At 63.6% G+C, this 21700-nt stretch carries 16 protein-coding genes; 2 read left to right on the top strand and 14 right to left on the bottom strand.

The features are described 5' to 3' along the window. Positions 1–35: 35 nt before the first annotated feature. The 3 genes from puuE to AC26AR_RS07400 all read right to left on the bottom strand — a co-directional run bounded on the left by puuE (position 36) and on the right by AC26AR_RS07400 (position 5755). Positions 36–989: an allantoinase PuuE gene (gene puuE, locus AC26AR_RS07390; protein ID WP_218015177.1), complete on the bottom strand. Its 954-nt coding sequence runs from the start codon at positions 987–989 to the stop codon at positions 36–38. A gap of 120 nt (positions 990–1109) precedes the next feature. After that, positions 1110–3920 carry an ATP-dependent DNA helicase gene (locus AC26AR_RS07395; protein WP_479398686.1) on the bottom strand — a complete coding sequence of 937 codons (2811 nt, stop codon included), beginning with the start codon at positions 3918–3920 and terminating at the stop codon, positions 1110–1112. Next, a complete protein-coding gene (locus AC26AR_RS07400; protein ID WP_479398688.1) occupies positions 3917–5755 on the bottom strand; it encodes a VRR-NUC domain-containing protein in 1839 nt (612 codons plus the stop codon). Before AC26AR_RS07400 ends, AC26AR_RS07395 begins: the two co-directional genes overlap by 4 nt. A gap of 291 nt (positions 5756–6046) precedes the next feature. On the opposite strand from AC26AR_RS07400, the gene AC26AR_RS07405 reads away from it, so the two are divergent. After that, entirely contained in the window at positions 6047–6769 is a 723-nt protein-coding gene (locus tag AC26AR_RS07405; RefSeq protein WP_077376644.1) for a DUF3581 family protein, read from the top strand. 190 nt (positions 6770–6959) lie between these two features. On the opposite strand, the gene selD is transcribed toward AC26AR_RS07405, so the two are convergent. After that, positions 6960–9359, bottom strand: coding sequence for a selenide, water dikinase SelD (gene selD, locus AC26AR_RS07410; protein ID WP_417285905.1), 2400 nt, complete (start codon positions 9357–9359; stop codon positions 6960–6962). Positions 9360–9429: 70 nt separating this feature from the next. On the opposite strand from selD, the gene AC26AR_RS07415 reads away from it, so the two are divergent. Continuing rightward, entirely contained in the window at positions 9430–10098 is a 669-nt protein-coding gene (locus AC26AR_RS07415) for an ACP phosphodiesterase (protein ID WP_417285904.1), read from the top strand. Positions 10099–10195: 97 nt separating this feature from the next. Here the strand turns inward: AC26AR_RS07415 and AC26AR_RS07420 are convergent, their stop codons facing one another. From AC26AR_RS07420 to AC26AR_RS07465, 10 genes are all read right to left on the bottom strand, one after another. Beyond that, positions 10196–10990: a carbonic anhydrase gene (locus tag AC26AR_RS07420; protein ID WP_077376638.1), complete on the bottom strand. Its 795-nt coding sequence runs from the start codon at positions 10988–10990 to the stop codon at positions 10196–10198. A gap of 192 nt (positions 10991–11182) precedes the next feature. Next, positions 11183–12502 carry a molybdopterin molybdotransferase MoeA gene (locus AC26AR_RS07425; RefSeq protein ID WP_417285902.1) on the bottom strand — a complete coding sequence of 440 codons (1320 nt, stop codon included), beginning with the start codon at positions 12500–12502 and terminating at the stop codon, positions 11183–11185. Next, positions 12492–13022 carry a molybdenum cofactor biosynthesis protein B gene (gene moaB, locus AC26AR_RS07430; RefSeq protein ID WP_176503274.1) on the bottom strand — a complete coding sequence of 177 codons (531 nt, stop codon included), beginning with the start codon at positions 13020–13022 and terminating at the stop codon, positions 12492–12494. Before moaB ends, AC26AR_RS07425 begins: the two co-directional genes overlap by 11 nt. 2 nt (positions 13023–13024) lie before the next feature. Continuing rightward, positions 13025–13369: a DUF1244 domain-containing protein gene (locus AC26AR_RS07435; protein ID WP_077376629.1), complete on the bottom strand. Its 345-nt coding sequence runs from the start codon at positions 13367–13369 to the stop codon at positions 13025–13027. A gap of 222 nt (positions 13370–13591) precedes the next feature. After that, a complete protein-coding gene (locus tag AC26AR_RS07440) occupies positions 13592–14638 on the bottom strand; it encodes a formate dehydrogenase subunit gamma (protein WP_077376626.1) in 1047 nt (348 codons plus the stop codon). A gap of 9 nt (positions 14639–14647) precedes the next feature. Further along, a complete protein-coding gene (gene fdh3B / locus AC26AR_RS07445; RefSeq protein ID WP_084208727.1) occupies positions 14648–15307 on the bottom strand; it encodes a formate dehydrogenase FDH3 subunit beta in 660 nt (219 codons plus the stop codon). Between the two features lie 127 nt (positions 15308–15434). Next, entirely contained in the window at positions 15435–18281 is a 2847-nt protein-coding gene (locus AC26AR_RS07450) for a molybdopterin-dependent oxidoreductase (RefSeq protein ID WP_479398689.1), read from the bottom strand. Positions 18282–18560: 279 nt separating this feature from the next. Beyond that, the gene (locus AC26AR_RS07455; protein ID WP_077376618.1) at positions 18561–18791 is read right to left on the bottom strand and encodes a hypothetical protein; all 231 of its coding nucleotides are present in this window, start codon (positions 18789–18791) and stop codon (positions 18561–18563) included. A 175-nt stretch (positions 18792–18966) separates the two neighbouring features. Further along, on the bottom strand, positions 18967–19656 hold the full coding sequence (locus AC26AR_RS07460; RefSeq protein ID WP_479398690.1) for a TorD/DmsD family molecular chaperone: 690 nt from the start codon (positions 19654–19656) through the stop codon (positions 18967–18969). Positions 19657–19684: 28 nt separating this feature from the next. Continuing rightward, positions 19685–21586: a 4Fe-4S dicluster domain-containing protein gene (locus AC26AR_RS07465; protein ID WP_479398692.1), complete on the bottom strand. Its 1902-nt coding sequence runs from the start codon at positions 21584–21586 to the stop codon at positions 19685–19687. Positions 21587–21700: the final 114 nt, after the last annotated feature.

Raw genomic sequence — 21700 nt, forward strand, 5'->3', positions numbered from 1 at the left:
CATCCCGAAAGGGCTGCGGCGTTCTTTTTGCGATGTCAGCTGGCGGGGGTATAGGGATGCTCACGCTGCCAGTGCTCGGCGATATCGATGCGACGGGTGATCCATACCCTGTCGTGGGACTGGACGTAATCGAGGAAGCGTTTCAGTGCCGCGAAGCGTCCCGGTCGTCCGGCGATCCGACAGTGCAACCCGATGGAGAGCATCTTGGGTGCCGTGTCGCCCTCGGCGTAGAGCACGTCGAAGGCGTCACGCAGGTACTGGAAGAAGTCCTCACCGTTGTTGAAGCCCTGGGCGCTGGCGAAGCGCATGTCATTGGTGTCCAGGGTGTAGGGGACGACGAGATGCGGCACCTGCTCGCCATTGGCGGTGGTCACCTCCATCCACAGCGGCAGGTCATCGCCGTAGTAATCGCTGTCGTAGGTGAAGCCGCCGTGCTCCACCACCAGTCGGCGGGTGTTGGGACTGTCGCGCCCGGTGTACCAGCCCTGTGGTGCGTGACCGACCAGCTCGCGATAGCTTTCCACCGCGCGCTCCAGGTGGGCGCGCTCATGGGCTTCATCCATGTGCTGGTAATGAATCCAGCGCCAGCCGTGACTGGCGATCTCATGACCATCCTCCAGGAAACGCGCGACCAGGTCCGGATGCCGCGCCAGCGCCATGCCGACACCGAAGACCGTCAGCGGCAACTCCCGGCGCTTGAATTCATCAAGAATCCGCCACACGCCACTGCGCGAGCCATATTCGTAGATCGACTCCATGCTCATGTGCCGCGCGGGGTAGGCCTCGGCACCGATGATCTCGGAGAGAAACTTCTCGCTCTCGCTGTCACCGTGCAGCAAGCAATTCTCGCCGCCTTCCTCATAGTTGAGCACGAACTGCACGGCGATCCTGGCACCCCCCGGCCAGTTGGCATGGGGGGGGTTGGCACCATAACCGATCAGATCACGCGGATAGTCGTCGCCCCACAGGGCATTGTCGTTGTCTGGCATCGTTCGGCTTCCTTGCGACCGGGGAGCGGAAAGGGGATGAGGCACTGTTCTATTGCCCATTGACGTGCAGGCTTTGTGCCATCTCGGGGCAAAGGCACGCCTGGCGTCACCCTGCTCGCGTCAGTCTGTCGGCGTCCACCAGCGCGGCAGCAGTCGTGCGACTTCCGGGCGCAGGAAGCGGTCATCGATCAGGTGGATCACGCCCTGATCCTGCTCGCTGCGAATCACGCGGCCTGCGGCTTGCACCACTCTGGTGAGTCCTGGGTACAGATAGGTGCAGTCGTCTGCCTTCAAGGGCTGGATGACAGGGGGCAGCGGACCTGCCTCATCGTCACGCTCCTCCTTGGCGCCGTCTGTCGAATGTCGTTCGACACGCCGCCTTGCATCGCTTTCCAGCCACTGCGCCAGACGTTGCTTGAGCGCTTCATTCTCCGGACTGAAGCCGGCAAGCCCCAGGGTGGCGATGAAGGCCCCGATCAGACGCGACCCCGGGAGATCGATCCCTTCGCCGAAGGCACCGCCCAGCACCGCGAAACCGATGCCCTGGCCGTCGGGGGTGAAGCGCTGAATGAAGGTGGTGCGCTCCGCTTCCGTCATGGCACGGGTCTGGCGCCATTGGGGAATCTCCGGCGTCAGCTGTTGCAGGGTGCTGGCGACCTGCTCGAGATAGGCGAAGCTCGAGAAGAATGCCAGATAGTTGCCCGGGCGCTGCTGGTATTGGCGTGCCATCAGCTCGGCGATGGGCCGGCAGGAGGCCTCGCGATCCCGCAGGCGGGTCGAGAGCCGATGGCGACTGACCTGCACCTGCGTCGCCCTGAACGGCGACTCGACACTCAACCAGACCGCATTGTCCGCCAGTCCCAGCAGGCGGTGATGATAGGCCGGCGGATTGAGCGTGGCCGAGAACAATAGGGTGGCGTGGCTGACGCGCAGACGGGGGGCCAGCCACGGCGCCGGGCTGACGCAGCGCAGTCGCGGCTGTATCTGGCGCACGCTGCGCCCTCGGGGCTTGCGAGGCCGGGCTGCTGCTTCTGCATCCGATGCTGCGCCGGAGCGTGAGCTTGAATCGCTGGTGAGCGTTGCCTGACGCGCCGGATTCATGGCGGCGAGTTCGACCTCGAACAGCGAGTGATCGCCAAAGCCTTCCGCGAGTCGCGTGAGCGTCAGCGCCGCGAAATAGGCCTCCATCATCTCGCCGTCAGGCTCCACGCGACGGCTGGCCGCGGTGGATGTCGGACTGGAGTCTGACGGGGTGGTGCTTGAGGCCAGGGTGGTGGTATCGCTTGCGATCAGGCCCAGCTGTTCGGGGGCTTGTGTGACCGTGGCTCGCGCTGCCTGTTGTCTGGCCGCAGGAGGGGTTGCGGCCTTGTCAGGCTCCGCCAACCAGTCACCCATCGCGCCCGTCCATTGCGTCAGCGCCTTGAGAAAGTCGCCGGGCAACGTCTCCAGCGCAAGACGTGCCTGTTGACTGCCGTCATCGGTGCTGCCGTTCCCGCTGCTTGGATTCCCTAAGCTGCCGTTTTCCGGCCCGAGCTGCTCCAGCGCTCGCCACTGCCGGGCCAGCGTGCGGGAGGCCGAGCGCAGCGGGGCCGGATGGCCCGTGCGACTCAATTGCTTGAGCAGGAAGTGGAACTGTCGGGCGTCGAGTTCGGTGCTGTACATGCCGCGGGCGCGTTCGATGAGGTTGTGGCTTTCATCGACGAGCACCACGGAGCGCCAGTCATTGGCCTGGGTCAGGGCGAACAGCAGCGCATGACTGTCGAAGTAGTGGTTGTGATCTCCGATGATCACATCCGCCCAGCGCGAGAGCTCCTGGGCGAGAAAGTAGGGGCAGATCTCATGGGCCAGGGCGTGTCGGCGTGTCGTCGCCAGCGTCAGTGGCTGGCAATCGGCAAGCGCGGCAGAGCGTGCCGCAGGCAGGCGATCATGGAAGCCGCGTGCCAGCGGGCAGGACTCACCATGACAGGCGAGAGTCGGGTGCTCACAGGTCTTGCTGCGCGCGCCGAGCTCCAGAATGCGCAGCGCTGCGGCAGGCGTGTCCGGTGATTCCGTGTGCTCGACTACCTCTGGCACCAGGGTGGTCAGCGCGTCCAGCGCCAGCGCGCGGCCCGGGGTGCGGGCGGTGAGGTAGAAGAGTCTGTCCGTGCCGTTTCTGGGCATTGCACGCAGCGCAGGATACAGCGTCGCCAGCGTCTTGCCGATGCCGGTCGGCGCCTCGGCCAGCAGCTCGCGTCCGGTCATCACCGCCTTGTAGGCATGCTCGGCCAGCTGGCGTTGACCGGGGCGCCAAGCAGGCCAGGGGAAGGCAAGCGTGCCAAGGGCGCTGTCACGGGCGTGGCGATGCGCCAGTTCATGGGCGGCGAACTCGCTGAAGCGTGCGGCCAGACGTGCAAGCTCCGCTTCCAGCGCCTCGCGGCTCCACCAGGCTTCCAGGCGTTGTTCATCCTGTGAAGCCCCGATGGAGTCACCGCCGGATTCCGCTTCATCCTTGGCAGCGCTGGCTGGTGCGTCCGCGGCGATATCCAGATACACCAGCGCCAGCGTGATGCCCTCGAGATCGCGACTGCGGCACATCAGGGCACCGTAGACACGCGCCTGGGCCCAGTGCAGGGCGCGGTGATTCGCGGGCTGACGGGACAGGTCACCACGGTGGGTCTTGATCTCCTCGAGACAGTTGCGCCTGGGATCATAGCCATCGGCGCGGCCGCGAATCTCGAGATTGTCGATGCAGCCGGAGAGTGATATCTCGCTTTCGTAGTCCTTGCCACGCCGACGCACGATGCGCTGATGGCCGCGAATGCCCTGTTGAGCGGTGGGCGAGGGCGTGAAGCGCAGGTCCAGATCGCCCTCGCGTGCGGCGAAGGCGCACAGCTCGCGTACCGCGATCCGATAGCGCTCGGGTGCGCTGCTTGAGGTGTCGGCGGTGATCATCGCGCAGTCGGTGCCTTGCGTGCCGGGGCCTCGTCCTCGACGGACGCATCAGAGGCGTTTACGGTCTGCCATTCGACCCGGCACTCCAGCGCCGGAATCGCATGGCGTGCGAACAGGGCCAGCCACTGGCGCTGATTGTCCTGCAGGCGGTCGGTGGGTGCCTTGACCTCGATCATCCGGTAACGCTCGCGGATGTTCTCGGGGAAGAACTGGATCAGGTCCGGCAGGCCAGCGCGATGCTCGCGGGGATTGGCCAGCAGGTGTCGGAAGCAGGCCTCCAGATGTGCCGGGGGGATGCAGTCCAGTGCGTGGGACAGCAGCTCCTCGCTCAACAGCGGCCAATGCACGAAGGGCGCTTGAATACCCTGTTTCTGCTGATGACGCTCACGAATCGTCTCTCGGTAGCGGCCATCGGACAGGCGCGCGAAGCAGTCCTCGAAAGCGGCCTGGCGACGGTTGACGAAGTCAGGGCGGTAGAGGTCCGCCGGACCGGTATGAAAGGCGTGGAAGAAGGCTCCCGGCAAGGGCGCGAACAGCACGTCCCAGCACAACAGGGTGAAGAGCGCGGGGAGCAGACCATTCTCGACGTAGAAGACCGGTGCCTCGGGCGTGGCCAGTGCATGCGCGGCCGCGCGCTCGACCCCATGGATGCCGGCGGCGGCCGAGGTGGCAAGGTCCGGCACCGTAAGGGTGATCTGTGGCGTGGCCGGCGCCTTGGCGCGTCTGGGCGCGGGCAAGCCAAGGCCACGGCACAGGCGAGGCAGGGCGCGCTCTAGTGCCAGCTGCTCATCCAGCGTGATGTCAGCACGCGCCAGACGCTCGCAGGCAAGTGCGTGGGCTGCGCTGATATCGCCGGAAAGCTCCAGCGCTCTCACTCGGCGCGGCATGGCACGCGGCGCGTAGGCGGAGTTCTCGAGGCAGGCGTACTGCAGTGCGGCTGCGTGATGCCAGCCCTGACGCTCAGCATCGCGCGCCAGCGAGAAACGCAGCCGGTCACGTCGCTGTGCCAGCCAGGCATTGGCGCGATTCGCCTCTGTCGCGTCGGCTTCTGACGATGTCACCTCGTCCAGGGCCGAGATGATGCGCTGCCAATGCGGCTCCAGTTCAGCATGCGCCGTCTCACGATTCAGACGCTCCCTGGCCGCCTGCCAGTCCTCACGCAGCTGCTCCAGGGCCAGATAACGATCCACCTCCCAGCGCTGGGTGAAGGCGCGCGAGTCTTGGGAAAGCGCGACCGCCTCGCAGCGCAGCAGGCCCAGTTCACTGAGCACGAAGTCCGACAGAGTCTGGCGCAGGTTGCCGAAGAACATCAGGCTCAGGCGTCGCGACAGCTCACCAAGCCCAACACTCAGCGTGTTGGCGGTGGGGTCATTTAGCCACTCGGGCAGTGACCGTGGCGTGGTATCTACCAGCAGCTCGCTGAGGGCATCCGGCATCCGGCGTTTGGGCGTGCTTCTTGGCAGCTCGGGGAAGGCGTCCTTCAAGCGCGGCAGTGTCACAAGTGACAGCATTTCCTCCAGGCTCAGGTCAGCGTTCAGGCGGCACAGCCCATCAGGCGTGGCACTGTCGGCGATCGGTGTGATCAGAGGCTGGCTTGCGGCCTCGATGTCACCGATTTCGGCATAATGCAGCTGCGTGCCCTCGAAATGATCGCCCTTGCGCATCAGCAGGCGGACCAGCAGGGCCCGTGAAGGCTCCGGCAGGCGCGTGATGGCGTCCACCGTGGCACGCTCCGCCTCTGTCAGCAGATCGGCGTGGCACTGGCAGACCCAATCGAGCAGGGTATCGAAGTTGGCCAGGTAGTAGCGCGGATTGTCGAGGGGAGCGGCTTGCATGGCGACCTGTCGAAGTGGCGGGCAGTGCAGCGGTTTGCCCGAAAGCATGGGGTTATATACAGTATATGGCCATCTGTCGGGCTGCAAACTCTTGCAAAGCCTGTCACGAGTCACCATCTGCCTGTCAGCAAGTGGTAAAATCCCGTGATCGACGTGTCATGGCAGCCTCATGGCACGTCTGCTGGACAGGCGTGAAAGCGTGTCATCCTTGATTCCTCCCCTCGGAGGCATTTCCGCGATGGTTCAGGACGGGCCATCGATCATCATTCAAGCAGGGCAGGAAGGCAGTCCATGTTTCTTGATCAGTTTCACCGGGTCGAAGATGGCCGCGTGCGGATCACCGCCGAGCAGGCCAGTCGCTTCGCCAAGCAGATGGCGGGGGATTACAACCCCATTCATGACCCGGATGCGCGACGCTTCTGTGTGCCCGGCGACCTGCTGTTCTCCCTGTTGCTGGCGAAATTCGGCCTTTCACAGTGCATGACCATCCGTTTCTGCGGCATGGTCGGCAATGATGTGCCCTTGATCTTCGAAGCGCTGGAAGAACCCGACGAGAATGGCGTGTCCCTGCTGGTGCGCGATGAAGCCGGCAAGGTCTATCTGACGGTCGAGCGCAGTGGTGATACCACCCATGACGAGGAAGTGGTCGCCAATTTCACTCGCCAGTATATCGCCTTCTCCGGGCGCAACTTCCCGCACTTCCTGCAGCCGCTGATGCTGGAGAAGGGCGTGATGTTCAATCCTGCCCGCCCGCTGGTGATCTATGACAGCATGGGCTTCTGTTTCGAACGGCTCGATATCGCCGATCTGCATCTCGATTTCGTGCGCTCCTCGCTTGAGGTCAACGGCAAGCGTGGTGACACCCTGCTCGAATTCGGCATCCATGATGGCGAGCAGTGCATCGGCAGTGGCTCCAAGAAGCTGGTCGTCAGTGGGCTGCGGGATTACTGTGCCGAGACGATGGATGCCTTCGTTGAGTCCTTCGAGGCGCTCAAGCGCGAAGCCGAAGCCTGAGCCGGTCGAACCGAGATGGCCGAACGGAGCCAGTCGAAGGTGAGATGGCCGAAGTGAGCTAGCCCTCGGGCTTGTGTGCTACAGAGATCAAGACGCCCGCCAGAGAGATCTGACGGGCGTCTTGTCGTGGGGGGCAAAAGACCGGCGGCAAGGGGGCGGCTGACGTCGTCGGTGAGTTGTCTCGCCGCGTTCAGCGCTTGATGCTGATCGGCGCCAGCGCATCACCCTGTGGCAGGATGCGCCCGATGATGGCGCTGGCGTGATAGCCGGCGGCCTTGAGCGCGGCCAGGCAGGACTCGGCCTCACCGGCCGGCACACTGGCCAGCAGGCCGCCGGCGGTCTGTGGATCGAACAGCAGCGGATAACGCGGATGATCGATGACGCTGGCCTGATCCTTCAGGGCCCGCTTGAGACGCAGGTTGGCCGGTTGCAGTGAGCTGACCACCCCGCGGGCGACGCAGTCCTCGGCGCCGTCCAGTATCGGCAGGGCGTCGATCTCGAGTTCGGCATCCACGCCGCTGGCGCGGGTCATCTCCACAAGGTGGCCGAGCAGGCCGAAGCCGGTGACATCGGTGGAGGCGCTCGCCTGATGGGCGCGCAGGATATTCGCTGCCTGCTGACTGGATTGCTGCATGCTGTCCAGTGCGGCGTCGATCCAGCGGCCTCGCGCTTCCAGGCGTGCGTGCGCTGCCAGCAGGGTGCCGGTGCCGATGGCCTTGGTGAGGATCAGCACCTCGCCTGGCTGCATGCCGCCCTTGCAGGTGACGCCGGCCAGACTCTCCTCCACCAAGCCATTGAGGGCGAAGCCCAGCGCCAGTTCCTGCCCCTCGCCGGTATGTCCGCCGACCAGTGTACAGCCTGCCTCGTTGAGCACCTCGGTGGCGCCTTGCATCAGCTCGCGCACCAGCGGTTCGACCTTGCGCTCGATCCCCTGCGGCACCGTGGCGACGGCGGTAGCGGTGTGGGGCGTCGCGCCCATGGCGTAGAGATCGCCCAGGGCGTGATTGGCGGCGATGCGCCCGAACAGGTAAGGGTCATCGATGAAGGCGCGGAAGAAGTCGACGCTGTGTACCAGTGCCTGACCCTCGGGCACTCGCACGATGGCGGCATCATCCGGGGCATGCAGCCCGACCAGCACGTCCGGGTTCTCTCGTGGGGCAAGGCTCTGCAGCGCTCGCGACAGCACGCTGGCACCGACCTTGGCGCCACAGCCGCCACAGCGCATTGCCAGTGCGGACAGGGCCTGATGCGCTTCCTGCTCATCCAGCTCGGCGGTCAGGCGCGGGTGGAGCCTGCCATCGCCGCCCTTGAGCGCCTGCCAGGCAGCGCTGATGCGCTGTTGCAATCCTGACAGGCCGCCGGTGTCCGCGGCGTCCTGCATGCTGGGCAGTTCATTGAAGCGTGCCATGAACTGGCGGTCGATATGGTCCTTCCAGCGCCACAGCCACGGACGCAGGCACGGCGACACCAGCCCAAGATTGCCGCGTGAGGCAATGGCATCACGATCCCCGGTGCTGATCAGGGCCAGCCAGCGGGACTGTGGAATATAGGGATGTAGTGACTCTCCGCGCACGGCGCGGCGCAGGTTGTCAGCCAGCGGCCGTGATTGGCGCACGGCGAATACGCCGGCCTTTTCACGCGGATGATTGACCTGATGCGCGATATCGCCCGCGGCGAAGATGGCATCATCCTCGAGCGTCTGCAGGGTATCGCGCACCTTGAGAAAGCCATCCTCATCCAGGCTCAGTCCTGTCTTCTCCAGCCAGCGTGCCCCCCCGGCGCGTGTCACCCAGATGGCCTCGTCGGCCGGATGGCGACTGCCGCTGGCACTGATCAGCTGGCGCTGGGACGACGCCCTGGAAGCGTCGACAGCGGTGATCTCCTCACCGAAATGCACCCGGATACCGCGTTCATGCAAGGTGGTGGCGAGTGCAGCGCTGACCTCAGGAGAATGCGTCGGCAACAGGCGCTGTCCGCGGGTGATCAGCGTCAGGTTCGGCGCGAGCGCAGCGGGCAACTCGGCGGCGAGGCGCTGCTGGATGGCCAGCAGCAGCTCGACCCCGCCGGCACCGCCGCCGACCAGCACGATGTCGAGAGGCCGCTCGGCGCTTCTGGCGCGCTCAAGCAGTCTCAGCCAGCGTTGCTGGAAGGTGCTGATCGGTTTGACCGCCACCACGGGGGCATCAGTCGCTTCGGGATCACCGATACCGTCGATGTGGGACAGGCGAGGCGTGGAGCCGATATTGATCGACAGCAGGTCATAGTCCACCGCCGGGCGCTCGGCGCAGATCACGCGGCGCTGGCCGCGGTCGATATCGATCACCTGATCCCGATAGAAGCGTGCGCCGGCGAACTGACACAGCCGACGCAGGTCGATATGCACATCATCAAAGGTGTAATGCCCCGCCACGTAACCGGGTAGCATGCCGGAGTAGGGCGTGTCGGTGTCGCGACAGATGACGGTGAGGCGTACGCCAGGCTCAGGCTGCATGGCGAAACGCATCAACACGCCAACATGGCTATGTCCCCCGCCGATCAGGACGATATCGCGCACGATGGGCGCCTTGGCAGGCATGGACGCAGATGGCATCAGAGGTCTCGATAGTCAGAAGAGGACGGGGATATTGAATAATGGGTAATGATATCAGGAGTCTAGCAACTTGAACTTTCTCGGTCATGCGCACCTGAGTCTGGCGGGCAGCGATAACTTCCTGTTTGGCAACCTGATTGCCGACGGCGTGCGCGGCAGTGATCTGAGCGGCTGGTCGCCTGAGATAGAAGCCGGCATCCGTTTCCATCGCCGCTGTGATGCGGTGATCGATGCCCATCCCGAGACTCGCTGGCTGTTGACTCAGGTACCGCCCGCGTCACGTCGTGTGGCCGGCATCGCCTTTGACATGATGTGGGATCACCTGCTGGCTGGTGAGATGCACGATGACGATATCGAGCGCCTCTATCGCCTGTTGGCGCGTGAGGAGGTGCCGTCACGCCTGACGAGCCTCATCGAGTGGATTCAGGTGCGCGATGCGCTCAGGCGCTATCAGGAGCTGGAGTTCACGCTCTCGACCATTGCCAGCATCGGCGAGCGCATGACGGCCAGACGCCGGTTACGCCAGACAAGTGATCCTCGCCAGCAAAGTGATTCACGAAGGCAAAGTGATACGCGAAGCGGAAGGCGTACGCACAAGATGGGGGATCTGGAAGCAGGCGCCAATCCGCTGGCGGACATGACGCCGTGGCTGGCGGATAACCGCGCGATGCTTGAGGACAGCTTCGCGCGGTTGTGGCCGGACATGCTGGCATTGCGCCAGACGATTTTTCATAAGTGACAGTATATGGCCAGGTGGGTATGCAAGCGCATATCAGTGACGTATAGCTGGTAGGCGAGTTGCTTGGTTGCCAACTAGGTTTGCTTGCCTGTGCTGATCAGCGTTGGAGAGGGCGAGAATTCTTCCCTCCTTGCCACTCCAGGTAGGCATCGATCTGTGACCGAGAGGCTTCGATCGGTGATTTCATCACAAACCAGGTAACGGGTTCTGAACATGGCGGAGTGGTCAGCGAGCCGGAGTATTGCCAGCCAGCATGCTCGCGTGGCAGTAGCAGGTTGGCCGACAGTCCGCTTGTCAGAGTCTCGGAGAGTCCTCGCTGTGGAAGACGGCTCAACAGACGGCTGAGCGCCAGGTTGTCATGTCCTTCCTCGACCAACACGGCCAGCACTGCCAACTTGCCTTCTGGAGTGGTGTGCACCAAATGGATTTCCATGGCAGCGCGCTTGCCATCGATCGCGTGTTCCGAGGGCACATGCAGATGCACCTGTGACAGAGTGTAGGGGGTGCCATCCAGTGTCATCGTGTTTCCGCTGGCCCCTTCGATCTGCAAGGTGTGCCCCGTGTCCCGAGTGACGAGCAGCGGCGAGTGGTAGTCGAGCTTCGGCCCTGTTTCCTCCAGAGGGCGTGACTGACTGTCGATGTCGATCGGTGATTGCCGGGCACCACTGGCGCATTCCGCGTAGCCGGGGGTGAGGTCTCCCCAGTGTTCCGGTCCATTGGCGCTGTCGCCCGACTCACTCGAGTAGCTCCATTCGGTGACGGATGTTCCCGGGGCTGGTGCCGTTTCATTGTCATTGGCCAAGGCCGGGAGGGATGACGAAGCGGTGGCAAGCAGCACAGCCATGGTGAGTGGGCGCAACAACGCACGAGGCGACGAGGAATTGGCTGGCATTGAGATGTCCTTGCTCAAGAGTCCGGAACATTCCAGCGTTCTGGCCTGCGGTTGGCAGGCCAGAACGCTGACGAATAAAAGCAGTCAGTGTGCCGGACTCAGAGGGAAGGTCAAGATGACGCTGGAGGGTCACTCGGTTGTCGCATTCCAGCGTCAGAGGAGGTGGGGATGCCGGTCAGTAGCGGAAATCACTCAACTCTCCAGCCATAGACATTCCACACTGTCGCCGGGGCTTATCTGTGCGTGGGGAGGGATCACGGCCAATGCCTCAGCGCCGACGCATGAGGAGAGCACGGCTGAGTTCTGGTCCGGGAAGGCGTGAGCCTCAAGCTGGCCATCATCGGCTGGAGTCAGCGTGACACGCAGATGGTCCTGACGGATGGCGGTGTTGGCCGAGAAGGCGGAGCGTACCCGGAGGCTTCTCAGGGTCCGCAGTGCGTCACAGTCGAGCATCTCGCCCAGTATGGGGCGAAGAAACAGCCAGCCACCGACCCAGCTCGACACCGGGTTGCCAGGTAGCCCCACCACACGCACCGAGTCGCCTTGCGTGTTGAGGATGCGCCCCAGCGCCAGTGGCTTGCCCGGTTTGATGGCCAGGCGCCAGAGATCCAGGCTGCCGAGCGCCTCGATGGCAGGGCGGACGTGATCTTCCTCTCCGACGCTGACCCCGCCACAGGTGACGATCAAGTCGGCCTGTTCTGCCGCTGTCGCAAGAGCATCGCGAGTGGCCTCGAAGGTATCGGCCACATTGAGTGGCGCAAGCACCACGTCAGCCCCGAAGTCGCTGAGCATCTGGCTGAGCATCACGCGATTGGAGTTGTAGATCTGCCCCGGTTCGAGGGGCTGTCCCGGTTCGATCAGCTCATCGCCAGTTGCAAACAGAGCCACTCGTACCTTGCGCCGCACCGAGACCCTGCTCAATCCTTGACCACAGAGCAGGCCCAGCATCGCGGCATCCAGTCGAGTGCCAGCGGCGATCAGCCGAGTGCCACGAGTGACGTCGCGTCCCTGTCGGCGGATATTGTCGCCGGGAATCCGTGGGCCGGGCAGCCAGGCTTCCGTGGTGCCATCTTCGTTCTCACGCAGTGTCACTTCTTCCTGCATGACCACAACGTCGGCGCCTTCGGGGATTTCCGCCCCGGTGAACAGCCGTGCACAACTTGCCGAGGCGAGTGGCGAGGTGGGCTGGCCTGCCGCGATGCGCTGGCTGGTTGGTAGCCAGGCGCCATCACCGATATCCGCCACTCTTGCACAGTAGCCATCCATCTGTGAGTTGTCGGCAGGAGGAACGTCCAGTTCGGCGTAGACGTCTTCAGCGAGGACACGCCCCGCGGCCTTGCTGACAGAGACTTGCTCTACCGGCATTACCGGACAGCATTCGCGCAATGCGGATAAGGCACTGGAAAGAGGGGCCAGGCCCTTGGCGCCAACCGGCACGCTATCGCAGCCGCAGGCGGTCGTTGCCTGACCCGTCCGGGATGCCTCTTGTGCAGAAGAGGAGTCAGTGGGCATGGGTTCCGCGCTCCGGGATCACCAGATTGGCGAAGTTGCAGGGACGGTGACGGCTGTCGAGCTGCTCCTTGAGGATGCCGTTCCAGGCTGTCCTGCAGGCCCCGGTGGAGCCGGGCAGGCAGAACACCACGGTACGGTTGGCCAGCCCTCCAAGACAGCGGCTCTGGATCGTGGAGCTGCCGATTTCCTGATGGGAAAGCTGACGGAACAGCTCGCCGAAGCCCTGGATTTCCTTGTCGAGCAGCACGCGGATGGCTTCCGGTGTGGAATCACGTCCGGTGAAGCCTGTGCCGCCGGTGGTCAGGATGACCTGCACGGCCGGGTCCGCGATCCACTCGCTGACCACGGCGCGCAACTGATAGATGTCATCGGGGACGATACGTTTTTCATGCAGGGTATGGCCGGCTGCCGTCAGGCTCTCGACCAGGGCGTCACCGGAGCGATCAGTGTCCTCGGTGCGCGTGTCGGAGACGGTCAATACCGCGATGGTGAGGCCGATCTGTTCGTCATTGCCGCTCATGATCAGTCCTTCTTGCCTTGTTGACGAGCCTCGAGCGCTGCGAGTTGCTCAGGGGTCGCCTTGGCCTGGTGATGTGTCTTCCACTCGGAATAGGGCATGCCGTAGACGTGCTCGCGCGCCGCGTCATAATCGAAGCTAACGCCGCGTTCCTCGCCGGCGGCCATCAGCCACTTGGACAGGCAGTTGCGGCAGAAGTCGGCGAGGATCATCAGATCGATGTTCTGGACATCCTTGTTGTCATCCAGGTGCTTGAGCAGACGGCGGAAAGCGGCCGCTTCCAGCTCGGTGCGGGTCTGCTCGTCCAGCTGGTTCAGGTCCTGGACGGTCTGGGGGGTCGGGTCGCTCATGGAAATCTCCTGAGAAGGCGCGGCATGGCGCAGGCCTTCATGGTAGAGGGGGCCTGGTGAGACCAGGCCAGATACCTGAAACTTTACGCAACTAATGCAGGGCTGTGAACCGGTGCGAGAGGCCGGGCGACGGGCAGGGAGAGGCGATATCAATGCAAAACGCCCGGCAGGCGAACCTGACCGGGCGAATCATCACTCATCCAGCGGATGTCTGGCCTCGGACTAATTCGGGCGTTGCTGACGCGCCAGGCTGTCGTCAGGTGCCGTGGCGGGGTCTGATGCCGGGTCCGCCGCCTCGGCCTGCTTGACCTCGTCATACCACAGATTGTGGTGTTGCTTGGCCCAGGTTTCATCGACGTAACCGGTCTTCATGCCCTCGAAGGCACCTTCCGTGCCGGCGGTACCGATGTAGATGTGGCCGAAGGACACCGCGATCAGCATCAATGAGGCAACTCCGTGGAAGACATTGGCCCACTGCATGTTGTCACGGGTCTGACCGAATATCGGGAAGTCGAGCACCAGGCCGCTGGCAATCACCACCAGGCCGACTGTCGCCAGAATCCAGTACCAGGCCTTTTCCCCGCCATTGGCGAAGCCGGCATCCGGGTGCTTGCCCTTCATCATGCCGCCGCCCTGGCGGAACCATTCAAGGTCATGCTTCTTGGGAAGGTTGAGCTTCAGCCACTTGGCCAGCACCAGAATCAGCATGATCGAGAACAACGGCCCCACATAGTTGTGGATCACCTTGGTCGCCATGATCATGTTGGCCCAGAACACATCCCCGAAGACATTGCGGAACACGAACTTGCCCCACAACAGATTGATGCCGGTGATGGCCAACGTGAGGAACAGTGTGGCCAGTGTCCAGTGCATGGCACGTTCCAGTGCCGTCCAGCGCAGCATCAACTTGCCTGAGCGGGGGTGGTCCAGATCGTTGCGCCCCACCAGCAGATAGAAGATCGCCAGCACGGCCAGCATACCGCCCAGAGCGATCAGGCCACCCGGTGAGATCCAGCGGTTGCGGATCTGGCGCCAGGTCTCGCCGCTCTGGTTGATCAGGCTGTAGTTGGAGTCATGGCGACTGTCGATGGAATTTTCCCCATCTTTCACCTGACGCCAGGTGTCGGCATTCACCGTGCCGACCGCCTGACCGATCTCGCCGTCAGGATTCGCGGCCAGCGCCTGAGGGGCCAGCCAGAGGCTGGCCAGCATCAGACACAGGAACATGGCGACGACGGTCAACCGTGAAGCTGTGAAGTGCGCGCGCATGTCGCCTCCTTACCCCTTGCGGGCTGCGTCGTAGGCCAGGTGATCCGCCTGCTGAACGCTGCTGGTGGTCAGGTTGGCCGAGGTTTCCGGGTGGCTGGCCTTGTCGACCGGCGACCAGGCACCATCCTCGTGACCGCGATAGACCACGCGCTGACGGAAGATGTCGGAGACGGTCTCGGCGTCACCGGCCAGCAGGGCCTTGGTGGAGCACATCTCGGCACACAGCGGCAGCTTGCCTTCGCTGATGCGGTTGGCACCGTACTTCTCGAACTCTTCTTCCGGGCTCTCGGCCGGGCCGCCGGCACAGAAGGTGCACTTGTCCATCTTGCCGCGCTCGCCGAAGGCACCTTGCTGCGGGAACTGTGGTGCGCCGAACGGGCAGGCATACAGGCAGTACCCGCAACCGATGCAGATATCCTTGTCGTGCAGGACGATGCCGTCATCGGTCTTGTAGAAGCAGTCGGTGGGGCAGACCGCCATGCAGGGCGCGTCGTCACAGTGCATGCAGGCCACCGAGATGGAGACTTCGCTCGGCTTGCCGTCATCCAGGGTCACGACACGGCGACGCTGAATGCCCCATTCCGTCTCGTTGGCGTTCTTGCAGGCCGTCACGCAGCCATTGCACTCGATGCAGCGCTCTGCATCACACAGGAATTTCATCTGGGCCATCTTGCTTCTCCTTCACGGCCCGTCGTCGAGTGGCTCAGACGACAGGCCGGATATTTCTGATCATCGACATATGATTGGCTCGATGATTCGGCGTTTACGCGATCGACAGTCAGGGTCGGGACGCGCTTCAGGCGAGGCTGACTCGGCACAGCGTGACCTTGGTTTCCTGCATCAGGGTCACGGGGTCATAGCCATAGGTCGTCGCGGTGTTGGCGGACTCACCCAGCACGTAGGGCACCGTGCCTTCCGGGTAGCGTGACTCCAGGGACTCGCCCTCGTAGTGGCCCCCGAAGTGGAAGGGCATGAAGACCACGTCCGGCCCGACTCGCTCGGTGACCAGCGCCTTGACCTTCACGCGGCCGCCTTCGGCACCCTCGACCCATACCATGTCGCCATCCTTGATGCCCTGGTCATTGGCCAGCGCCGGATTGATCTCGACGAACATCTCCTGCTGCAGCTCGGCCAGCCACGGGATGGAGCGTGTCTCTTCGCCACCCCCTTCGTATTCCACCAGGCGGCCCGAGGTCAGGGTGATCGGGTATTTGGCGCTGACGTCCTTCTCCTGAATGGAGGCGTAGAGCGTCGGCAAGCGATAGATGGATTCGGAATCCGGCCAGGTCGGATAGTCCTTCACCAGGTCACGGCGCGCGGTATACAGCGGCTCGCGGTGCTTGGGGATCGGGTCCGGGAAGGTCCACACCAGGGCACGTGCCTTGGCGTTGCCGTACGGCATGCAGCCATGCTTGATGCACACGCGCTGGATGCCACCGGAAAGATCGGTCTTCCAGTTCTTGCCTTCCGCCGCCTGCTTTTCCTTGGCCGTCAGGTCGTCCCACCAGCCCAGCTGCTTGAGCAGCTTGTCGGTGAACTCCGGATAGCCATCCTCGATCTCGGCGCCCTTGGACCAGGAGCCCTCGGCCAGGATATTGGTGCCGTTGTGTTCCACGCCGTAACGGGCGCGGAAGTTGCCACCGCCTTCGGCCACCGTCTTGGAGGTGTCATACAGGATGGGCGAGCCCGGATGGCCCATCTCCGGCGTTCCCCAGCACGGCCATGGCAGACCGTAGAAGTCGCCATTTGCCGGACCACCCCGTGCCTTGAGTGTCTCGAAGTCGAAGGTATGCCAGTTCTTCTGATGTGCCTTCAGGCGCTCGGGACTCTGGGCGGTATAGCCAACGGTCCACATCCCGGCATTGAATTCGCGGGTGATGTCCTCGACCACCGGCACGCTGCCCTCGACCTTGATGTTGCGGAACAGCTCGTCGGCAAAGCCCAGCTTGCGGGACAGCAGGTACATGATCTCGTGATCCGGCTTGGAATCGAACATCGGTTCGATGACCTGATCACGCCACTGCAGGGAGCGACTGGAGTTGGTCACGCTGCCGGTGGTCTCGAACTGGGTCGCGGCCGGCAACAGGTAGACGCCATCGGTGCGGTCGTGCATGACGGCGGCGATGGTCGGGTAGGGGTCGACCACCACCATCATGTCCAGCTTGGCCATGGCCTTCTTCATCTCGGGTCCACGGGTCTGGGAGTTGACGGCATGCCCCCAGTAGAACATCGCCTTGAGCGCGGTGCGCTGGGAGATGCGATCCGGGTCCTCAAGCACGCCATCGACCCAGCGCGAGACGGTGATGCCGTTGGTGTGCATCGGCTTGCCGTCGTGGTATTCGGTCTGGTCGTAGCGGTTCTGGATCCAGTCGAAGTCGACGTTCCATACCTTGGCCCAATGCTTCCACGCCCCTTCGGAGAGGCCGTAGTAACCTGGCAGGGAGTGGGACATCAGGCCCAGATCCGTGGCGCCCTGAACGTTGTCGTGGCCCCGGAAGATGTTGGCGCCGCCACCGGACTTGCCGATGTTGCCCAGTGCCAGCTCCAGAATGCAGTAGGCGCGGGTATTGTTGTTGCCGGTGGTGTGCTGCGTGCCACCCATGCACCACACGACACTTCCCGGACGGTTCTGGGACAGTCGACGTGCGACGTCGAGCATGTCGGCTTCACCGACACCGGTGATGCGCTCGACCACGTCGGGCGGGAAGTTGGCGACTTCCGCGCGTACCTCGTCCATGCCGTAGACGCGCTGCTGGATGTAGGCCTCATCTTCCCAGCCGTTCTCGAAAATGTGCCACAGCAGGCCCCAGATGTAGGCAACATCGGTGCCCGGACGCAGACGAACGTACTTGTTGGCTTTTGCTGCCGTGCGGGTGAAGCGCGGATCGACGACGATGATCTCGGCGTTGGAGCGCTCCTTGGCCAGCAGGATGTGTTGCATCGCCACCGGATGGGCTTCGGAGGGGTTGGAGCCGATGAACAGGATCGAACGACAATTGTGCATGTCGTTGAACGAGTTGGTCATCGCGCCATAGCCCCAAGTGTTCGCGACGCCGGCGACGGTGGTGGAGTGGCAGATACGCGCCTGGTGATCGACATTGTTGGTGCCGAACAGCGCTGCGAACTTGCGCATCAGGTAGGCCTGTTCATTGCTGAACTTGGCCGAGCCCAGCCAGTAGATGCTGTCCGGGCCATGCTGCTCGGTCAGCTCCAGTACCTTGTTGCCGACTTCCTCGATGGCCTGCTCCCAGGACAGCTTCTTCCACTTGCCGCCTTCGAGCTTCATCGGATACTTCAGACGACGATCAGAGTGACCATGCTCACGCAGCGAGGCGCCCTTGGCACAATGCGCGCCGCGGTTGAAGGGGTGATCGAAGGCGGGTTCCTGCTTAGTCCAGACGCCTTCCTGGACTTCGGCATAGACGCCACAGCCCACGGAGCAGTGGGAACAGATCGTGCGCTTGGTCTCGACAGGTGCCTGAGAGACTTCCGTCTTGGCCTCGGCACGCTTCATCATCGGGGTGGCCATGAAGCTGGCCGCGGCAAGGCCGCCGGTCGCAACACCGCTGCGCTTCAGGAACTGGCGGCGGTTGATGCCGAGTCCCGTACTCTCCGTGCTGGAGGGGGTGGGGGTCAGTCGCATGACATCTTTCTCCTCATCACCCGATACACGACATGCACCGCTTGGGCGGGTCAGGTGGCCGTGTCGGGAGTGGCGGTTCTTCAGGTGGCTCTTCTGGCATTCGCCAGCGAGCCCCTGTGCCGTCTTGTCGCTGTCAATGGCGGCTGGAGTGAACTCCACGCTGCCCTTTGTGTCTCTGATCGGTCACGCCGTCAGGCGAGTCTGTACTCTCCCGGAGGATCTGGCAGTGGCGGCGTTGCCACTGGCAGATTCCCCTGTGGAGGCGTGACCGACAGAAGGTCAATCTCGCAGAGTGGCGTAGAACGCCTTCACGTGATCCGTCTCGCGATAGTTGTCGGTCACTCTGTCTGCTGTCTTGCCGTCCTGTGGCGCGGCCTGATCCGGGATGACGGCCCCGGCCAGCGTTCCAGCGGCTGCCGCCCCGACGGTGCTGGCTCCCAGTACCCTCAGGAACTTGCGGCGGCCCTGACGGGCCAGTTCCTGGCCTTGCGTGTTGTCATCAGTCTTCATGCTGATCTCCTGTCTGACATGTCATGTTCAAGGCGAACGTCGCTGAATCCGTTGTCGCTTGAAGGGTGTCTCACGGTCTTGCTTCAGGTCTTGCATCAGGGTCTTGCATCAGCCCCAGCACTGGCCATGGCGTGTGCCGGGGCTGTGGGTGCTGTCCGGCGCGTGTCTGTCGGTCTCACGATTGGGGAAGTTGTATGCCTTGCCAGCCAGTGGTGCCTTGGCTTGCGATGTCCGCCAATGAGGCTGTCGGTTGGGGAGCCTCTCCGAGATTGCGTCGTTCGGCTGCCAGAAATGCCTGGCCAAGATAGCCAACCGCGGCATAGAAAGGGCTCTTGCGACGCGCAAGGTCGGCACAGCAACGCTCACCCCAGTTCGCCAGATGCTGACGGAAGAAGTTGACCTGTTCGCCGGGCAGATCCTCGATCAGCATGGCCATGACCTCGCATAAAGCCCCCAGGTGGTCCTCCGGCTCGCGAACGTCGGCTTCGCGCTCGAAACCGAGGCGCTTGAGGTCATGGCGCAGTGCCACCAGCGGCATTTCCATCAATGAGCCGGTCAGGTACCAGCTGGCATACGGCACCACTTCGCCCTGCACGACCCCGACCAGAGCCTGGAAATACTCATCCTCCAGTCGTCGAGGGTCACTGACCCGCGCCGAGAGAGACAGCGAGGCCAGCGCCCTGGGCAGTTGCTGCTGATCCGCGCCGGGCATGGTGATGGCCTCAGGCTCCAGCGCCGCCAGGAAGTCGATGAGTGGCTGATCGGGCGCTGCCCGCAGCAGGCGAGCCAGCAGGCGGTAGAGATCGGCCCGCAGTGCCTGTTGCTCGGCACTGTGGCTGATCAACGATCCATCATCAGGTGTCATATCAGTGTCATCACTTGAAGGCATGGACTCAGACCTTGAGTTGAGCATCGGGATTGCGGGCCATTTCGTGCCAGATATCCTTCACGCGGCAATCGCTGCACATCTTGAGGCGCAGCGCACCGTCACCCTGGAAATAGGCGTGGGAGGCCAGCTTGGTCTGCATCGCCGTGATGGTGGCGGTGGAGCCGAATGGGGTGCCGCAGCTGATGCAGGGGAACGGCGTGTCCTGCTTGAGCAGGCGCGGTTCACGGCGCACCTCTGGTTGTGCGGAAAAGCCCGGCGTCAGAGTGATGACGCTCTCGGGGCATGACTGCTCGCACAGGCCACATTGCACGCAATCTCCCTCGGTGAAGGACAGTGCCGGAGAGGTGCGGTTGGCGGACAGTGCGCTGGTCGGGCAGACCGCGACACAGGCCTGACACAGGGTGCAGCCGTCGCTTTCGACCTGAATCGCGCCGAAGGGCGCACCGGCAGGTACCTCGACGGCGGTCTGCGCCAGGTCAGCGGCGGCCAGCGTGGCCAGGTGATCCAGTACACGATTCAGGCGCTCACGCTTGCCGGGTCGGGCATCCGGTTGACCCAACAGCCAGTCACGCGCGATCGGCAGGCCCGGCTGGCCGTCCTCTTCGCGATCGGCACCGGGCGCCAGCGCGATGCAGAGCGGACTGACGAGCGTCATGGGCGAGGCCGGCACGGCGGACTCGGTGATCAGCACGAGACGGGGGGAACCCTGGGTGTCCGTGGCCAGTTGCATGCTCTCCAGCAACGCATTGCACAGACGCTGTTCCTGCTCGAGTTGCTGGTGCTGACCGGCAGGCAGTGTCCGAGGCAGTTCGACGATGACCTGGGTGGCGCCCAGCGCCAGCGCGGCCAGCCACTCGTCGTGCCCGGTGGCGCTGATTTCATCCAGTGCGATGTCCAGGCAGCGTTCCTGATCCTCAGGTGCCAACGGCGAGTGACGGTCACTGGCAGACTCGAGGCGGTAGCGCAGTATCGGCTGCGTGCCCCCTGCATCCTGATAGCGTTCAAGCAGACGCTGGATCTGTTCGAGACGCTGTTCGAGTGGCGGCTGGGTAAAGCTCAGCGCGCCGGACGGGCAGGCATTCACGCAACTGGCGGCACCATGGCAGAGGTACGGGTCGATCTCGATATGCGCGTTGCGGCGTCCCGCCACGGAGAAGATGGCATCGGCGCTGCAGGAGGAAAGACAACGTGTACACCCGATGCTGCCCGCACTTGAATGGGCACAGATGTCGAGATTGACGTTGACGTAATTGGGCTTGTCGAAGCTGCCGACCAGACCGGCGAATTCTGTCGCCCAATGGGTCAGGTTCGTGATCTGATCGCCGCTCTCGACAAGACTGGCGTCGCTTGCGAGACGATCCAGCTCGCCCAGCACCGTATCCTCTGCACGCAGATAGCCCGGCGGCGGAAGTTCCGCCTGATTGAGGGGCTGGTGACCCAGATCGGCGATCAGGTCGAAGGTCTCGACCTGTCGGGTACCTGTGGACAACAGTGCGCGCGCCAGATTGACCCCGCCAGACAGCAGCGTGAAATGGCCAAGATGGCCGCTCAGCGAGAGCGCCTCGCGGGTGCTGGCATGGGAGGGCAGTGCTTCGCTCGTCGTGATATGCCGCTCGTCGAGGGATACCAGAGCGCTGTTGTCCTGCTCGCTGATCAGCAGAGACAGTGACAGGGAGTGAGTGTCGGGCAGTGCCAGCATCAGGCTGGACAGGGCACGCAGGCGCGCTTCGCTGCCGATCAGCAGTGTGCGGCCCTGGCTGCGATAGCGGATCGGGGCGCTGCCGGCATCACTGGCCAGCAGTGGCAGGCTGGAAGCGGGGGAGGCTCCGAGCACTGCCGCCAGGGCGCGTTGGCGTGCTTGCTGGTTGAGCGCGCGCTGGGCGTTCTCGAGACTTGAACTGAGCATCCTCATCCTTATTTCGGTCGTGGCGGCTCCGCCCCTGGCGCCTGTCAGGTGGCGCGGTGGACGGTTCCTGATCGCCGCTGATTCTCGAGGCTTGCGCCCGGTCAGCGGTCGAAG

This window comes from Cobetia sp. PS-4MA (assembly GCF_057670765.1).

What these genes read in the sequence shown, in the direction of transcription:
- AC26AR_RS07465 (WP_479398692.1), bottom strand. Translation starts at nt 21,586, where the DNA reads ATGCTCAGTTCAAGTCTCGAGAACGCCCAGCGCGCGCTCAACCAGCAA.
- AC26AR_RS07405 (WP_077376644.1), top strand. Translation starts at nt 6,047, where the DNA reads ATGTTTCTTGATCAGTTTCACCGGGTCGAAGATGGCCGCGTGCGGATC.
- AC26AR_RS07435 (WP_077376629.1), bottom strand. Translation starts at nt 13,369, where the DNA reads ATGAGCGACCCGACCCCCCAGACCGTCCAGGACCTGAACCAGCTGGAC.
- puuE (WP_218015177.1), bottom strand. Translation starts at nt 989, where the DNA reads ATGCCAGACAACGACAATGCCCTGTGGGGCGACGACTATCCGCGTGAT.
- AC26AR_RS07395 (WP_479398686.1), bottom strand. Translation starts at nt 3,920, where the DNA reads ATGATCACCGCCGACACCTCAAGCAGCGCACCCGAGCGCTATCGGATC.
- AC26AR_RS07450 (WP_479398689.1), bottom strand. Translation starts at nt 18,281, where the DNA reads ATGCGACTGACCCCCACCCCCTCCAGCACGGAGAGTACGGGACTCGGC.
- selD (WP_417285905.1), bottom strand. Translation starts at nt 9,359, where the DNA reads ATGCCATCTGCGTCCATGCCTGCCAAGGCGCCCATCGTGCGCGATATC.
- AC26AR_RS07440 (WP_077376626.1), bottom strand. Translation starts at nt 14,638, where the DNA reads ATGCGCGCGCACTTCACAGCTTCACGGTTGACCGTCGTCGCCATGTTC.
- AC26AR_RS07425 (WP_417285902.1), bottom strand. Translation starts at nt 12,502, where the DNA reads ATGCCCACTGACTCCTCTTCTGCACAAGAGGCATCCCGGACGGGTCAG.
- moaB (WP_176503274.1), bottom strand. Translation starts at nt 13,022, where the DNA reads ATGAGCGGCAATGACGAACAGATCGGCCTCACCATCGCGGTATTGACC.
- AC26AR_RS07455 (WP_077376618.1), bottom strand. Translation starts at nt 18,791, where the DNA reads ATGAAGACTGATGACAACACGCAAGGCCAGGAACTGGCCCGTCAGGGC.
- fdh3B (WP_084208727.1), bottom strand. Translation starts at nt 15,307, where the DNA reads ATGGCCCAGATGAAATTCCTGTGTGATGCAGAGCGCTGCATCGAGTGC.
- AC26AR_RS07420 (WP_077376638.1), bottom strand. Translation starts at nt 10,990, where the DNA reads ATGCCAGCCAATTCCTCGTCGCCTCGTGCGTTGTTGCGCCCACTCACC.
- AC26AR_RS07400 (WP_479398688.1), bottom strand. Translation starts at nt 5,755, where the DNA reads ATGCAAGCCGCTCCCCTCGACAATCCGCGCTACTACCTGGCCAACTTC.
- AC26AR_RS07460 (WP_479398690.1), bottom strand. Translation starts at nt 19,656, where the DNA reads ATGACACCTGATGATGGATCGTTGATCAGCCACAGTGCCGAGCAACAG.